We start from the raw sequence: 15,291 nt of genomic DNA on the forward strand, positions 1-15,291 counted from the left end.
TCATCCTGATCGCGTCGCGCCTTGGCAGGCTTTACGCGAATTTCCTCAACGCCTCGATCAACTCCGGCGAAAGCGGCGGGGCGGGATCATGGATTGCGAAATCGTTCTTGCCGTTCTTCTTGGCGGCATAAAGGGCATGGTCGGCATTGGCCATCAGGCGATCCGGGAACTCCCCGATGTCGCGGTCCCACTGCGCGACCCCGATCGAGATCGCGATCGGAATGTCGCTTCCGGTGCAGGTGGCGGCATCCTGACGGCAGACCTCGATCACGCGGCGGGCGATCGCGGCAGCCTCGCGCAGGGACGAGGACGGCAGCACGATGCAGAACTCGTCGCCGCCGGTGCGGGCGAGCATGTCGCCGGGCCGGAGGCGCGTCTGCGCCATCAGGGTGAAGTGCTTCAGGCAGGCATCGCCGGCGGCGTGGCCATGGGTGTCGTTGATGGTCTTGAAGCCGTCGAGATCGATCAGCAACAGAGAGAACGGCGCGCCGCTTCGCTCCGAGCGGGCGCATTCCTCGGTCAGGCGCTGCAGCAGATGCCGCCGGTTGGCCACGCCGGTGAGATCGTCGAGCAGGGCGAGGTCGGCAACCTCGTTGCGCAACCGCTCGATCGCCATCAGCAGACAGGCGAAATTCCAACCCATGGCCAGGAACACCAGGAGCAGGATCATCACGGCCTGCAGGCCGTTGAAATTGACCGCGGTGATGGCGCCGCCATAGCCGAGCAGCGCCGCGCCGGAGCGGACGACGTGAATGGACAGGAGCAGCAATCCCACGATCGCAGCGAGGCGAGCGCCGGGATTTTCCCGCCCGTTCTGCTCGCCGAGGAGCAGCGGCAGCGTCAGCAGGATCGGCGTCGATTGCGCCAGCGAGTAGATCACGACCCGCATCGGCATGTCGTCGGTGACGACCAGGAAGAAGGCGAGGCCGGCGCTGCAGAGCAGCGAATGGACGATCGCCGCCGGCCAGGACACCGGCCGGTGATAGAACCGGATCACCCCCATGCAGGCGAGCCAAGAGGAGAAGATCATCAGGCCGCCGCCGCCGATCAGCGGAAAGCGCGGATCCATCACGTCGCGCAGCATCGAGATCGCCGCACCTGCCGCAGCCAGCACCGCCGCCGCCGTCCAGTACCGCGCCGCCTCGAATTTGGGATAGGCGCGCGCCACATAGGCCCAGACCAGGCCGAGCGCCAGGAAGTTGATGACGATGACGGTCCAGAGTGTCGGCACGCTCAGCATGGCGACTGCGGGACGCGCATGGTCCCGCCCTCTTCGTTTGGCAACTGCCCGTACATACCCGCCCCCGTGTTCTTGCGGGCGATCATGTGCGCGGCGCGCTTAATGGAGTCTCACCGCGATCGTGCAAAGTCGGGCATTGGTTTTGGATTGATGAATCCGCGAAACGGATTGCGGCATCGTTAATCAAACCTTGCTGCGGAGGAGCAGGCGGCGCCACGGGAGCGCGGCAAGGCGGATTCGCGGCCAAAAATCACCCGAAAATGCATCTGAGCTGTGGATAACGCAATGACGGAGATGTGACAGAGCGGGGCAGCCGGCTCCGAATCTGCTGAGTTTGTCTCGAGGATATTGCGAGGCTGGCCCTCCGCCGAGCATCCCTCGTGTCGCGTTCCACCATTAAACCCTTGAGAGGATACTATGGCTAAGAAAGCGAAGAAGGCGGTGAAGAAGAAGGCGAAAAAGGCCAAGAAGGCGAAGAAGAAGTAACGAGGCTTCTGTTTCTTTGCCCGGGTGGAGTCTCGCTCCGCCCGGGCGTCGGGCCGAAGAGTTTGAAGGTAGCGGGCGCAAGGCCCGCTTTTTTATTGCCGCGCGAAGCTCCGATGGGATGCGACCTCTCCCCCGCTAGCGGCAGGCGATTGTATATGGGTGCGATGTTGCTTGTGGCCATCCTTCGAGACGCCCGCCCTTGGCGGGCCCTCAGGATGAGGACCGAGTGTGTAGCGCAAGTTTCAATGGGCACCGGTGCCACTCAGCCTCACCCTGAGGGACCGCGAAGCGGTCGTCTCGAAGGGCGAGGCGTGCGCTCAAGTCTTTCAAAAAGCCCGTATGCGATTGCCTTGCCGCAAGCGGGGAGAGGTGAAGGCAGCGGGGCAGAAGCAAGCTACCTTTCCGAAAACGCCAACTTGGCGCCGAGCGTGGCAAATCCTGCAGCAAAGCTCCGCCGCAGCCAGGCCATGACGCGGGGGCGGGAGATGACGCGCTCGCGCACCGAGGCGGCGCAGAGGCCGTAGAGGACGAACACGGCGAACGTCATCGCCATGAAGGCGCCGCTCAATTCCAGCATGCGCGCCAGCACATGGGCCTCGTCCGCCGCGATGAACTGCGGCAGGAAGGCGAGGAAGAAGATCGACAGTTTCGGATTGAGGATGTTGATCAGGAAGCCGGTGACGATGACGCGGCCGCTCGACCGCTCCTTGACCTCGCCGTCAACCGCGAGCGTCCCCGTCTCGCGCAGCGCCTGCCAGGACATATAGAGCAGATAGGCGACGCCGCACCATTTCAACACGGCGAAGGCGAGCGCGCTGGTGTGGAGCACGGCGGCAAGGCCGAGCATCGCCGCCACCATGTGCGGCACGATGCCGAGCGTGCAGCCGAAGGCGGCGGCCATGCTGGCCCGCGAGCCGCGGGTCAGCGCCGAGGCGAGCGTGTAGAGCACACCGGTGCCCGGGGAAGCGACGACGATGAGCGAGGTGAGCAGGAAGGACAAGGTCATGAGCGGACCTTACCACCGCGGCTCGCGGCGAGAAAGCGAGCCCGCGCGGGGAGCCGTCAGGCCAGCTGAGCGATCTCCGCCTCGCGCAGCACGTCGAGCGGCGCCCAGGGTTTGGCCCAGAACTTGGCGCCATCGGGCAAGGGCTGCTTCAAGGGGCGGCCGGAGGTGACGACGACGTCGAGGTTCGGATTGCGGTGCTTGGCGACATGCGCGAGCTCGACGCCGTTCATGCGGCCGGCAAGCTGGACGTCGGTCAGCATCAGACACAGCACGCCGGCGCTCTTGTCGAGGACGCGCTCGGCGGCCTCCGCGCTTTCGCACTGGATGACCCGGTAGCCGCTCTCTTCCAGGAGAACGCAAAGCATCTCCCGCTGCATGACGTCGTCTTCAACGATCAGCGCTGTCGCGCGAAACGGCTCTGCTTGTCCCATCGGCGGCTCCCAATGCATGCCTCCATGACGCATGTTAAAAACCGAGGCCGGCAACGGTTCGGTTTCATTTCAAAAAAAAGTAACTCATAGTTCCACGATCGGGGGACTTGACGGGGGAGTTTCATGACGACGATTCGGGGCGCCGCCGCCATCACGGGAGCGGCGAGCGGCATCGGCAGGGCGCTGGCCATCGAGCTGGCGCAGCGCGGCTGCGATCTCGCGCTGGCCGATCGCGACGAGGCCGGGCTGAAGACGCTGGCTGCGGAGATCGGCCCGGCCCGCAAGGTCAGCGTCCATCGCGTCGACGTCGGCGAACCCGCCGACATCACGCAGTTCGCGAGCGAAGCAACCACCGCGCATCCCGCCCTCGGCATCGTCGTCAACAATGCCGGCGTGGCGCTGATGGGCTCGTTCGAGGAGATCGACCAAGCGCAGATGGACTGGTTGTTCGACATCAATTTCTGGGGCGTGGTGCACGGCACGCGTGCCTTCCTGCCGCATCTGAAGACGAGGCCAGAGGCGCACATCGTCAATCTCTCCTCGATCTTCGGCATCATCGCGCCGCCGGGGCAAGCGGCCTATGCGGCGGCAAAATTCGCGGTGCGCGGCTTCTCGGAGAGCCTGCGGCATGAGCTTTCGGCGGCAGGAAGCCCGGTGAAGCTGTCGGTGGTCCATCCCGGCGGCGTCGCCACCGCGATCGCGCGCAACGCGCGCACCGGGGTCGGCGTCACCGACAATGCCCGCCGCGCGCAATCGATCGAGCGGTTCGAGAACGCAGCGAAGACCACGCCCAAGGATGCCGCGCTGCGCATCATCAGGGGCATCGAGAAGAACGAGCCGCGCATCCTGATCGGCAACGACGCCCGCTTCATGGACCTGTTGCAGCGCTTCCGCCCGGGAACGTACTGGGCGCCGCTACAGCGGCGGCTGGAGAAGATGGCGAAGGGGATAGAAAAGTAGCCAGGCAGGCAACCGCCTCCACACCCGCCGTCGTCATTCCCCGCGAAGGCGGGGAATCCAGTACGCCGCAGCTTATCGGCTTTAGCCGCACCGTCTCTGGAATACTGGATCACCCGCCTTCGCGGGTGATGACACCGAATATGTGGTCACTGCCCCGCCAGCCGATCGGCGAAATACCCGATCGTCTTGCGATAGACCACCGCCCTGTTCCACTCCCGCATCGCCTCGAAATTCGGCGTGCCTTCGCCATAGGGCTGGCCCATCTTGAAGCCGTTGGTGTGCAGGAGGTTCGCGGTCGAGGCGAGCACATCGGGGACGCTGTGGCGGAGATCGACGTGGCCGTCGCCGTCGAAATCGACGCCGTACTTGATGTAGGATGACGGCAGGAACTGGGTCTGGCCGATCTCGCCGGCATAGGCGCCGATGAGGTCGCGCAGCGGCAGGTCGCCGCGCTGCACGATCTTGAGCGCGGCGAGCAGCTCGCCCTGGAACAGGTCGGTGCGGCGGCAATCATGCGCGAGCGTCGCCAGCGTGCGGACCACCGGCAGCTTGCCGGTGTCGCCCTTGCCGAAATCGCTCTCCAGCCCCCAGATCGCGACCAGGATATGGCGGGGCACGCCGAACTGCTGCTCGATGCGGGAGAGCAGCGCAGCGTGACGCTGGAGCATCGCGCGGCCGCCATTGATGCGGCCGGGGCCGACACGTGTCGAGACGTACTGCTCGAAGCTCTTCTTGAAGGTGTAGCGCTGACGCCGGTCGAAGGCGAGCACGGCAGCGTCCTGGGTCACGCCGCCGAGCGCCGCATTGGTCACGCCCGCCGAGACGCCGGCGGCCTGGGCTTCCTGCGCCATGCTGGCGACGAAACTGTCGAAATCGCCGCCGCAGCGGGCGGCCTGCGCCGACCCGCCGGTCAGACAAACGACGACGGCGGCGAGAAGCGGTCTCAGCATGTGCAGCAGTTCCCCAAAATTCCTTGCGCGAAGCAGGCTGCCGATCATGCCCGGGAACGCCGCGAGCGTCAAAGCGCAAGACCTTGAAGCGCAAGGCTTGATCCGCATCAAACCGTCTCACGCCGTGCTTTCTAGATTGAGGCAAACAGGAGAACCGCACATGACCGGAATCACCTTGACCGCCGAGCAGATCCGCAATGCCCCCGCCCCGGTGCGGCAATGGATCGAGCAGGAGGTGATCGCCACACTCGGGCTGGCGCCACGGACACCGGAGGCCGCGCCGCCACCACAGGCGGCCCATCTCGTCGCCTGCAGCGTGGAAGAGATGGCCGGCGTGCTCGAGCACATCCGCGGCGTGCTTCCTGCGGTGAACGTGCTGTTCGAGCTCGGCCGCCCCGGCATCAGCTTCGGCCGCCCCGCAGTGATGACGTTCCGCCTGATGGACATCCTGCATCACACGCGCCTGCAGGATGTCGGGCAGGTGATGACATGCCTTGAGATGATCAACCAGGCGCTGACCGAGGTGAAGAAGGACCCATCGGTTCGGTTCTGCGGCTTCGACAATGAGGGGCACTGCCTGATCGCGCCGCAGACGCAGGTGAGCATCGCAACGCTGTGGCAGACCATGACGGAGCGGCAGCAAGCGGCGCAGGCGAGCGAGTCAGGCAGCCGGGTGGCGCCGGCGGCGTGAGGTGGATGGTATCGCCAAGACCACTGCTCGTCATTCCGGGGAGAGAGTTGGCGCTACAATGCCGATGCCTGAGCAACCGTCAGCACTGCATCGAGTCAGCATGAAGCGATCATCCATGGCCGACCACCAGCCTCAATCAACCCGCGCCCTCCTCCGCATTCCGCTGTTCCGCCTGCTCGCCATCAACCTTGCGATCGGCGCCTGCGCGGCCGCGCTGCTGGTCGGCGGCCTGCTCTGGCTCAATCCCGGACATCTGCGCGAGCTGATCTTCGCCGACCGCGCGCCCGGCGTGGCGCTTCTCCTGCTGCTCGCCTCCTTCCTCATCACCTTCGGCTCGGCCGCGATGGGCAGCGCGATCATGGCGCAGGGGCGCAAGGAGGACACCGACAAGGGTGGTGGGCACGGGTCGCGACTCGCCCTGCAGGAATTGCCGCAACGCACACACACGCATTGAGATACGCGCCGAGGAGGATGGCACCGGCCTTGCTTTGCGATCACAGAGCCCGTTGGCGGGAATGCGTGCAGGCCAACGCACGTTCCTACAGAGCGCGTCGCTCTCGCTGGGTCGCAAGAGCAAGCGAGATGAACAAAATGATTTGGCAGCCCAAAGCATGTCTCGATGTATGGCCACGTCGCACATCGAACAAACGCATATCTGATGCGCTCGCTGCGACATCGACACCACCACGATTTGCCTTGCCATCGCAGCGCGCCTTCTATAATCTTCTATTTTAAGTTGTCGCCCTGCCAGCCCCGGGCGACGGTGAGACCAAGATAAACGGCGGGCTTCTGGCCCGCCGTTTATTGGAGGCGAAGGTCTCCTCGAAGGGTCGCAGCAGATCTCTGGCTCCTCCCCGCTCCCCGCATCAGGTACCTTCACAGCCGCGTCAAGCCCGCTGCGTTCGGACGCGGCGGTGGTCGATCGGCGCCAAAGTCATTTGACTGCGGCGCGGCTATCGACGACAAGCCGCCATGGCCAAGAAACCCGGAACCAATCCCAAAGGCGAATTCGCCTTCTTCAACGTCGTCTATGAAGACGATTCCCAACGCTCCAACCGCCGCGTGCCCGCAGAACTCCTCGGCGGCCTCGACGGCGACGAACCCGCGCGCGGCTTCATCATGGAGCAGGACCGCGAGATCGCCGAAAAGAGCGGCCGCCCGCCGCTGGAGATCAAGCGGCTCGAAAGGGCGGGGGCGAAGAAGAAATAGGTTCCGCGGCAAGCGCGAAGCGACAACCCCAATGAGGACGGCGGCCTTGCGGGCGCTGTCCTAGTTTCAAAGCGTATGCTGGATTTTCACATCTCAACGCGCATCGGCACGCGCCCCTCGAGCTGGCTAAGCAAAGCGCGCAGCGATCCCGCGCAGCCCTCTATGTCCGTGTCATTGACGCACTCGACCACGGCCCAACCAAACATCCCAAATTGAGTTTGACAACCAGCCATTGCAGGAATATTTTGTCGCTCTTTTAAAGTGCACTTGGATTTGATCGCCTAGCTTTTATCGCTCTTTCGGGGGCTGCTATGAGTTTATTACAGGCGGCGGTGGCCAGTTTCGGGCTCTATCTCCTTTTACAGATCGCCGTAATTCCAAAGCTCCACGCGCGAATGTTAGGGGCCAAAGCAACCAATGCGTTCGCGCTAATCGCCACGATGCTGGTCGCCGAACTGGCACGAGCGGCCACCCTGATAATTACAGCGTCTCTTGGCTTAATCCTCGGATCTCTTTGGCTTGTGCCGAAGATCACGTCATATGGATCGCAGAAGCACTGGGCACAAACATTCGAGTTCCTCCGACATATTCGGGAGCAGATTGAGCATATCGACAAATGGTGGGGCATCGCCACAATTGGCGTACTAGGGCTGGCACTTCTGATTGCGGGTCGACATGAGGCAAAGCGCCGGGCAAGCGATGCAATCGAGGCGGCTTTCGAAAAGTTGAAATCCGACATCGAGAAGACCGGACTGGCGCCACTGCCGCCGACGCCAGAAATGCGGGCCTTGGAGATCGAGATAGAAAAGAGGCGGTCGCGAGTTGCCGAGATTTCTTCGGCTACCGATCAGCACAGCTCTGCGGAAACCGACAGCCAGCAGAATTCCGAGCTAGCGAAGCTGAATAGCGAGATTGAAGCGCTCGACAATTGGCACACGCATCTCGATATTACACGCAGACTCGATGTCGGTAGCGCGATAGCGGATATAGTCCAGCCACAAAAGAAAAAATCCGAGAAATCACATCCTTGGCTTCTCAGCGCCGGATTTTTCAAGATCATTTCATTTTCATCTCGGGCACTGACGATTGCAAGCCTCACTCTGCTCATTCCGGCGCTTGTTGCCATCGCCAGTGGCGAAATATCTGAAGCAGCCCAAAGCGCGATCGTGCGAATTCACGATTTGATCCTCAAGCAGACGATTAAGGAGGCAGAGGACACATGGTCCCGGGCTCTTGAGTTGCAATCGCAAAAGCGGGAGCTGACTAAGGCTGACGATGCTCTGATCGATCAACTCGCCGGACAATTCCAAGCCTACGTTCAACAGCAAAACTCCGGCCTGATGCGCGGCTCCATCGAGGTTGGCCGCCGACTTGCTCAGAACGCCGCACGCGAACGCATCCTCCAGAATTTTGCTGCCTCCAAACCGAGTACCATCGTGAAGGGCGCGGCAACCCAGCAAGGAGTCGAATCGGAGATCGCCAAGGAGATAGTGAAGACGAACTCCAATGAGCGACTAGGTGGCACCAACTTGCGTGAGCAATTCAAGAATGAGCTCACCGAGCAAGCGAAGGCAGCGAAACCGCAGGCCTGGGAAGCCTTCCGAGCAAAGGCCGCGCAGGCATTGCGCTCGGCGCGCGCACCCTTGGAATCTAGTGAGATCGCTTCGAAGCTCTTTGCCGAAGCTCTCAATACGCTGAGCCAAACAGTGATCAACACCGACGATGCATCCAAGGCGCTTAGTCACATCGCTTCCGGCTTGGGGAAGCCAGGGGACACCGCCGAGCGAGCGAACGAGCTGCGAAAATTGAATCGAGATCGGTTTCTAAATGAGATATCAGCGCATTCCGCGTTTGGATCGCCTCATTCACCTCTTGTTCCAGGAACCAATATTGCAGTCCAAAATCCAGCCCTCGAGGAAACCATCAAGCGCATGGCTGGAAGAATGGAGACCCAGTTGGCTGGCGCCGACAGGCTCTGGCGAGATTCACCTCCTACAATCGAACGCTTTAGTGGGGACGGCCAAGATTTGAATGCTGCTCGCCAACAGATCGAGAAGTTGATGGCAAGCAAGTCTGTACCCCCGAATCTTGCGCGCGAACTGCCAAATTCGCTAGCAACTTACGCAGACTATTTTCCGGGCCAAATCGGCGAGGAAACGCGCACACATCGCGCCAAACTCATAAAATCTACGCCAGCCTTCAACGCCGCGGTCGAGGGTCGAGCCATTGCGACGGCAGAAAATTTCGCCCGGGCTCGAAGCTACGGTGCATTGCGAGGCTTCGCGAAGGTTGGCGGAGTCCTGATAGGTCTCAAGCCGAACGGCGGCGAGGCACCGATAATCATCGACCTGAGTTGGAGCGAAAGCGATAGGGGACTACAATTTGCGTTAAGACGCGCTGATCAGCGGATACTCAGTTTTGGACCGTTCCGCGCCGAGATTGTCCGACTTGCACTTGCATATGCTGCAGACGGCCGCCCCGTTACTGTTACGCTGCCGGCTGCGGGTATCGGCAGAGGAGTTCTGTTGCACCCAGCACTCGTCGACACATCCCTCGGGTGCAAAGCCCGCCACTTGGATCAATTCGTCGACGCGTTCACCAGCCGCTCGCCCGAACGCACCTCAGCCACACAGAGGGTCGACCAACATCTCGACACTTACAGATTTGCGTGGGCCGCTCAATTCCAACAGATCATGGCAACAACGGCCGATGTTTTGTCGAAAGACGAACTGCAATCTCTCGAACCCGTCAAGGAATTCTCCACGAAAGTCCTGTCGTCTGAAGAGATATCAAAATCCGTCGCGACAACAATCAAGTCGCCAAAGGAGTGGGCCGACAAGAGACTTTCGCCTGTCACCCTGAAGACAGACTACTTTGAAGCCGGGCTGGTCAAGACCATCAGCAGCTGCCTCGGAACATCAGGCTCTCCTGCCGCGTTTCGCCAATGCGTTGCAATGACGCCAATCGACGTGGCGTTCATCCGGTCCGGAAAATGGACGGCCGGTCCACCATCCCTCTTTTCCGAAAGCGGTGTCCGCGAGACGAACTATGTGCTGGACGACCAACTGAGTTTCCTCGATCTGCGAAGCGCCAAGGGTGCTACTTGGCCATTCGAGTTCATGCTCCAGGTCACTTTCGAGACGCCCCGTTATTTTGCGGAGGAGCGTAGCACACTGAGCTTTGACGAGACACCGTTCGAATATCCCAACGTGAAGGCTTGGATTTCCGATCGTGTCTCGAAAGGAATCGCCGCCGATCGGTCACCACTGCAAACTGAAAAAACAATGGTCGATTTGCGTGAGTTCGCCGTCCTTCAGCGGTTTTTCCGCTTGGCTCTCGACGGAACGTTTGGGGATGGCTTCCCGCTCGATACCCTAGTGAGGCTGAGTCAAATCAAATCCCGCGCGCAACAGCCGGTGGTACGAACGCCCTTATGGAATAGTCCCGATGCTACAGCTAAAATTCTAAGTCAAAATCAGCTGGCCTCGTTGATCGAGCCACTGGGACTCAGTCGCGATATGCAATTCGCCACACCTCAGAACGAAGCATGTCCAGACATTCAACCTTGAATTATGTCAATTCCAGCGAGTAGATGCCAACGATACTTTGCCTAGCGTAGGTGACAAAAAAGCGGGCTTGCGCCCGCTCTTCCGTGCTCTTCCTGCGAGGCCGAGACGCCCGACAAAGCAGGCTCTAATTATCCAAGAAGCTCCGCAGCTTCCTTGACCTTGACGGATGCTTCAGCTTCCGCAGCGCCTTCGCTTCGATCTGGCGGATGCGCTCGCGCGTCACGCTGAACTGCTGGCCGACTTCTTCCAGCGTGTGGTCGGTGTTCATGCCGATGCCGAAGCGCATGCGCAGGACGCGTTCTTCGCGCGGGGTGAGCGAGGCCAGCACGCGCGTCGTGGTCTCTCGCAGGTTGGACTGGATCGCGGCGTCGATCGGCAGGATCGCGTTCTTGTCCTCGATGAAATCGCCGAGATGCGAATCCTCCTCGTCACCGACGGGCGTCTCCAACGACAGCGGCTCCTTGGCGATCTTGAGGACCTTGCGGACCTTCTCCAGGGGCATGCCGAGCTTTTCGGCGAGCTCTTCGGGGGTCGGCTCGCGGCCGATCTCGTTGAGCATCTGGCGGGACGTGCGCACGATCTTGTTGATCGTCTCGATCATGTGCACGGGGATGCGGATGGTGCGGGCCTGGTCGGCGATCGAGCGGGTGATCGCCTGCCGGATCCACCACGTCGCGTAGGTCGAGAACTTGTAGCCGCGGCGGTACTCGAACTTGTCGACCGCCTTCATCAGGCCGATGTTGCCTTCCTGGATCAGGTCGAGGAACTGCAGGCCGCGGTTGGTGTACTTCTTGGCGATCGAGATCACGAGACGGAGGTTGGCTTCCACCATCTCCTTCTTGGCCTGACGGGCCTCGCGCTCGCCCTTCTGCACGGAGTGCACGATCTTGCGGAACTCGACGATCTCGAGGCCGGTGAGCGCGGCGAGCTGATGCACCTCGTGGCGAAGGTCCTTGATGCGGTCCTTCTCGTGGTGGACGAAATTCTTCCAGCCTTTTGCGGAAAGTTTCGAGACGCGGTTGAGCCAGCGCGGATCGAGCTCCGAGCCGGTGTAGTTGCGCAGGAAGTCCTCGCGCGCGACGCCGTGGCTGTCGGCAAGGCGCATCAGGCGGCCCTCGTGGGAGACGAGGCGCTTGTTGATGTCGTAGAGCTGCTCGACGAGCGAGTCGATGCGCGCCTGGTTGAGGCGCAGCGACTTCACTTCGACGATGATCTCGTCCTTGAGCTTCTTGTACTTGCGCTCCTGGTGCGGCGAGAGCGACTCGTTCTGGAGCTGGTTCTGGATGTCCTGCTCCTGAAGCTTGCGCAGCTTCTTGTAGCTGTCGGCGATCTTGTCGAAGATCTCGACCACCTTCGGCTTGAGCTCGGCCTCGATCGCCGCGAGCGACATCTGGTTCTCGAACTCGTCGTCGTCCATGTCGGCTTCGGCGGCGGCCTCGCCCGGATCCTTCTCCTCGCCGGCCTCGGCGCCAGGGGCGGCAGGCGCGGCACGGAACGGGGTCGGCGCCGGCGGCGCCGCAGGCGGCGCCACATGCGCGGGCGCAGCGGTGGAGACGGCGGCGGCCTCGCCGCCCTCGGCCGAGGCTTCACCGGCCTCGCCGCTCGGACCTGCGATCATCGCGGTGTTCATGCCGCCCTTGGCGTCCGGGCCGGCATAGGTCGCTTCGAGATCGATGATGTCGCGCAGGAAGATCTTGCCTTCGTTGAGCTCGTCGCGCCAGATGATGATGGCCTGGAAGGTCAGCGGGCTTTCGCACAGCCCTGCGATCATCGCCTCGCGGCCGGCCTCGATGCGCTTGGCGATCGCGATTTCGCCTTCGCGGGAGAGCAGCTCGACCGTGCCCATCTCGCGCAGATACATGCGCACCGGATCGTCGGTGCGCTCGCCCGGCTCGCTCTTCTTGACCTCGGTGACGGCCTTCTGGGTGACCTCGACGAGCTCGTTATCGGTCTCGTCGTCGGCCTCGTCCTTCTCCTCCTCGCCTTCTGTGTCGTCGGCTTCGGTGACGTTGATGCCCATGTCCGAGAGCATCGACATGATGTCCTCGATCTGTTCGGGCGAGGTCTGGTCGGACGGCAAGACTTCGTTGAGCTGATCGAAGGTCACGAAGCCGCGCTTCTTGGCCTGCTTGATCATCTTCTTCACGGCGGCGTCGGACAGGTCGAGCAAGGGCGAGGGCGCGTCCTGGGAGTCCTTCTCCGGCGCGTCCGCTGCCTTGTCGTCCTTTTCCTTGTCCTTCGCCTGCAGCGTCTTTGCCTTGGTGGCCATCCATTGCTCCTAAACGCGCTTCATGCGAGACGCCCGCCGCGCCTGCCTGAATTCACTTGAACCTGTTGCTCGACGCTCTCGCTTCGGCAGCTCTCGACACGGAAAGGGCGGCGCACAAACCTCTCGCCACCCCCAACTTTCTCTCGCCGGAATTGCCTAACGCTTCGTCAGCCTCTTTGTCGCGGCGGATGCAGGTGTAGTGCCAACAGCGATTGCGCGGATTCATTCCTGACGCGTCTGTTCTGCCTGCGGCCGCCTCTGGGCCAAAGTGCTACAAGACCGTTAAGCCTCGATTAACCCTGTTTCTGCCGCCAAACCTTGGATTTGGCGAGTCTTTTAGCGGTTCCGGCCCCGGCCGTCCGCATGATTCTTTCACACACTCTTCTGAAGCCGGCCCGACAATTCGCCGAAACCCTCGATCAGGGCCTCGGTGCCGTCGACCTCGGCCATCCGGGCCTTGACGTCACGCAGCCACGCCAAATTGGCCTCGCTGGGGTCCTCCCCCAAGGCCAGCTCGGCGTCCTTCAGCTCCCTAAGTAGTGAATGCCATTGCCGATGCAAGACAACGAGCTGGTGCCAGGTCGCAAGAACGTCATCCCGCGCCGCGCCTTCGCGGGCACCCCACACCGCCTGGGTCGTGATGCCGTTCTCAACCCTTTGAAGAGCTTGGGAAAATCCGCCACGTTCGAGATCGCTGCGCATCTTTTCGGCCAGCTCGCCGGGTTCCGGCAAGTGGTGGTGGTCGTTGGCGAAGGCGGCGATGATGCCGGCCCGGAGCTTGTGGGCCTCGGGATGGGCCAGTTCCAGGGCGGCGACCTCCTCGAGGTGGTCGTGCAGCAGCCAGGGGTGGTTGATCAGGCATTGCAGGATCAGGGCTTCCCGGCGGGACATGGCGCTGCGCTGGCCCTTCATGATCGGACTTGACGCCAGCTGGGGGCTCGCCGCCTGGTAGGGGCCGGACGGGAGCGGAGCCGGGCCGGGGGCGCCCCGGCGGCCGCCGCCAAATCCCTGGCCGCCGAACCCTTGGCCGCCAAACCCCTGGCCGCCGAATCGATTCGCGCTTCCCCCTGCCCGCGGCTGGAACGGCCGGCCGCCGCCGGAGCGGAAATTGCCCCGGCCGCCAAAGCCGCGCCCACCTTCCGGCGCGAAGGTGCGCTGCAGCCGCTCGACGAACTCGTCGCGATAATAGCGCCGCACCACCTCGTCGCGGATGCCGTTCGTGAGCTCCTTGATGCGCGCTTCCAGCGCAGCACGGCGCTCGGGCGTGGCGAAATTGCCGCCTTCGAGCTCGCGCGACCAGATCATGTCGGCGAGCGGACGGGCAGCTCCGATCACCTCCTCGATCGCTCCGCGCCCGCCGGAGCGCACGAGATCGTCGGGGTCCTGCCCCTCAGGCAGCAGCGCAAAGCGCAGGCTCTTGCCGGGGCTGAGGAACGGCAGCGCGAGATCGGCGGCGCGGTAGGCCGCCTTCTGCCCGGCGCGGTCGCCGTCGAAGCAGAGGATCGGCTCGTCCGCCATCTTCCAGAGCAGCGCGAGCTGGCTTTCGGTCAGCGCGGTGCCGAGCGGCGCCACCGCACCCGCAAAGCCCGCGGTGACCATGGCTATGACGTCGACATAGCCTTCGACCACGATCAGAGCGCTGCCGTCATACGTGGCTTTGCGCGCGGTCTGGTGATTGTAGAGATTATCGCCCTTGTGGAAGAGCGGCGTCTCCGGCGAGTTCAGGTATTTTGCCGGAACGTCCTTCTCCAGCGCCCGTCCGCCGAACGCGATGACGCGGCCGCGCAGATCCGTGATCGGAAACATCACGCGATCGCGGAAGCGGTCGTACGGCACGGGGATGTCGTCGCCGCCGATCAACAGGCCGGTCTCGACCATGTCGTCGACGGAGACGCCGAGCTTGCCGAGATGCTCCTTCAGCGCGAAGCGGTCGGGCGGGGCATAGCCGAGGCGGAACTGCAATTGCGTCGCCGGCGAGATGGCACGGTCGGCAAGGTAGCCGCGCACCTTGGCGCCGAGCCGCGAGGCCAGCGTCTCCGCGAAAAACTTCGCCGCGAGATCCATGACGTCGTGCAGCGACTTGCGCCGCTGCTCGTGCCGCGCGGCATCGGGAGTCACCGCCGGCAGCGGCAGGCCCGCCATGTTGGCGAGCCGTTCCACGGCCTCGGCGAACGGCAGGCCGTCGGTCTCCATCACGAAGGTGATGATGTCGCCGTGCTTGCCCGAGGAGAAGTCGTGGTAAAAACCCTTCTGGTCGTTGACGTAGAAGGACGGCGTCTTCTCCTGCTGGAACGGCGACAGCCCCTTCCACTCCCGCCCCGCCTTCTTCAGCTTGACGCGCTTGCCCACGACTTCGGAGACCGAAAGCCGGGCACGAAGCTCGTCGAGAAACTGGGGCGTGAAGCGCATGGGGTGATGGAACTCGATCAGTTTGGCCGCACGACGCGCCAATCTCAGAAAGGCAAACGCTTGCCTTGCTT

11 protein-coding genes are annotated in these 15,291 nt (G+C 62.7%); 5 read left to right on the forward strand and 6 right to left on the reverse strand.

The features are described from left to right. Window positions 1–31: 31 nt before the first annotated feature. The 3 genes from EDE08_RS11640 to EDE08_RS11650 form a co-directional block, all read right to left on the reverse strand. Window positions 32–1,240, reverse strand: coding sequence for a GGDEF domain-containing protein (locus EDE08_RS11640; RefSeq protein ID WP_131869286.1), 1,209 nt, complete (start codon window positions 1,238–1,240; stop codon window positions 32–34). 880 nt (window positions 1,241–2,120) lie between these two features. Further along, window positions 2,121–2,732: a LysE family translocator gene (locus tag EDE08_RS11645; RefSeq protein ID WP_131869285.1), complete on the reverse strand. Its 612-nt coding sequence runs from the start codon at window positions 2,730–2,732 to the stop codon at window positions 2,121–2,123. Window positions 2,733–2,788: 56 nt separating this feature from the next. Further along, complete coding sequence (locus tag EDE08_RS11650; RefSeq protein WP_131869284.1) at window positions 2,789–3,163, reverse strand: response regulator; 375 nt, start codon at window positions 3,161–3,163, stop codon at window positions 2,789–2,791. 123 nt (window positions 3,164–3,286) lie between these two features. Here EDE08_RS11650 and EDE08_RS11655 point away from each other — a divergent pair, with 123 nt between their 5' ends. Further along, the gene (locus EDE08_RS11655; RefSeq protein ID WP_131869283.1) at window positions 3,287–4,123 is read left to right on the forward strand and encodes an SDR family NAD(P)-dependent oxidoreductase; all 837 of its coding nucleotides are present in this window, start codon (window positions 3,287–3,289) and stop codon (window positions 4,121–4,123) included. 146 nt (window positions 4,124–4,269) lie between these two features. Here EDE08_RS11655 and EDE08_RS11660 read toward each other — a convergent pair whose 3' ends face one another. Next, the gene (locus EDE08_RS11660; RefSeq protein ID WP_131869282.1) at window positions 4,270–5,073 is read right to left on the reverse strand and encodes a lytic murein transglycosylase; all 804 of its coding nucleotides are present in this window, start codon (window positions 5,071–5,073) and stop codon (window positions 4,270–4,272) included. Between the two features lie 160 nt (window positions 5,074–5,233). Here EDE08_RS11660 and EDE08_RS11665 point away from each other — a divergent pair, with 160 nt between their 5' ends. From EDE08_RS11665 to EDE08_RS11680, 4 genes are all read left to right on the forward strand, one after another. Continuing rightward, on the forward strand, window positions 5,234–5,764 hold the full coding sequence (locus EDE08_RS11665; protein WP_131869281.1) for a hypothetical protein: 531 nt from the start codon (window positions 5,234–5,236) through the stop codon (window positions 5,762–5,764). Between the two features lie 100 nt (window positions 5,765–5,864). Further along, window positions 5,865–6,218 carry a hypothetical protein gene (locus EDE08_RS11670; RefSeq protein ID WP_502700589.1) on the forward strand — a complete coding sequence of 118 codons (354 nt, stop codon included), beginning with the start codon at window positions 5,865–5,867 and terminating at the stop codon, window positions 6,216–6,218. A 518-nt stretch (window positions 6,219–6,736) separates the two neighbouring features. Then, window positions 6,737–6,973: a hypothetical protein gene (locus tag EDE08_RS11675; protein WP_131869280.1), complete on the forward strand. Its 237-nt coding sequence runs from the start codon at window positions 6,737–6,739 to the stop codon at window positions 6,971–6,973. Between the two features lie 311 nt (window positions 6,974–7,284). Further along, window positions 7,285–10,542, forward strand: a complete 3,258-nt coding sequence (locus EDE08_RS11680) for a hypothetical protein (RefSeq protein WP_131869279.1) — start codon at window positions 7,285–7,287, stop codon at window positions 10,540–10,542. A gap of 124 nt (window positions 10,543–10,666) precedes the next feature. Here the strand turns inward: EDE08_RS11680 and rpoD are convergent, their stop codons facing one another. Both rpoD and dnaG read right to left on the reverse strand, forming a co-directional pair. After that, window positions 10,667–12,811, reverse strand: coding sequence for an RNA polymerase sigma factor RpoD (gene rpoD / locus EDE08_RS11685; protein ID WP_131869278.1), 2,145 nt, complete (start codon window positions 12,809–12,811; stop codon window positions 10,667–10,669). Window positions 12,812–13,183: 372 nt separating this feature from the next. After that, window positions 13,184–15,220, reverse strand: a complete 2,037-nt coding sequence (gene dnaG, locus EDE08_RS11690; protein ID WP_131869277.1) for a DNA primase — start codon at window positions 15,218–15,220, stop codon at window positions 13,184–13,186. Window positions 15,221–15,291: the final 71 nt, after the last annotated feature.

Origin of the sequence: Bradyrhizobium sp. R2.2-H (genome assembly GCF_004346455.1) — a bacterium.
Classification (GTDB): Bacteria; Pseudomonadota; Alphaproteobacteria; order Rhizobiales; family Xanthobacteraceae; genus Bradyrhizobium; species Bradyrhizobium diversitatis.

What these genes read in the sequence shown, in the direction of transcription:
- EDE08_RS11640 (WP_131869286.1), bottom strand. Translation starts at nt 1,240, where the DNA reads ATGCTGAGCGTGCCGACACTCTGGACCGTCATCGTCATCAACTTCCTG.
- EDE08_RS11645 (WP_131869285.1), bottom strand. Translation starts at nt 2,732, where the DNA reads ATGACCTTGTCCTTCCTGCTCACCTCGCTCATCGTCGTCGCTTCCCCG.
- EDE08_RS11650 (WP_131869284.1), bottom strand. Translation starts at nt 3,163, where the DNA reads ATGGGACAAGCAGAGCCGTTTCGCGCGACAGCGCTGATCGTTGAAGAC.
- EDE08_RS11655 (WP_131869283.1), top strand. Translation starts at nt 3,287, where the DNA reads ATGACGACGATTCGGGGCGCCGCCGCCATCACGGGAGCGGCGAGCGGC.
- EDE08_RS11660 (WP_131869282.1), bottom strand. Translation starts at nt 5,073, where the DNA reads ATGCTGAGACCGCTTCTCGCCGCCGTCGTCGTTTGTCTGACCGGCGGG.
- EDE08_RS11665 (WP_131869281.1), top strand. Translation starts at nt 5,234, where the DNA reads ATGACCGGAATCACCTTGACCGCCGAGCAGATCCGCAATGCCCCCGCC.
- EDE08_RS11670 (WP_502700589.1), top strand. Translation starts at nt 5,865, where the DNA reads ATGAAGCGATCATCCATGGCCGACCACCAGCCTCAATCAACCCGCGCC.
- EDE08_RS11675 (WP_131869280.1), top strand. Translation starts at nt 6,737, where the DNA reads ATGGCCAAGAAACCCGGAACCAATCCCAAAGGCGAATTCGCCTTCTTC.
- EDE08_RS11680 (WP_131869279.1), top strand. Translation starts at nt 7,285, where the DNA reads ATGAGTTTATTACAGGCGGCGGTGGCCAGTTTCGGGCTCTATCTCCTT.
- rpoD (WP_131869278.1), bottom strand. Translation starts at nt 12,811, where the DNA reads ATGGCCACCAAGGCAAAGACGCTGCAGGCGAAGGACAAGGAAAAGGAC.
- dnaG (WP_131869277.1), bottom strand. Translation starts at nt 15,220, where the DNA reads ATGCGCTTCACGCCCCAGTTTCTCGACGAGCTTCGTGCCCGGCTTTCG.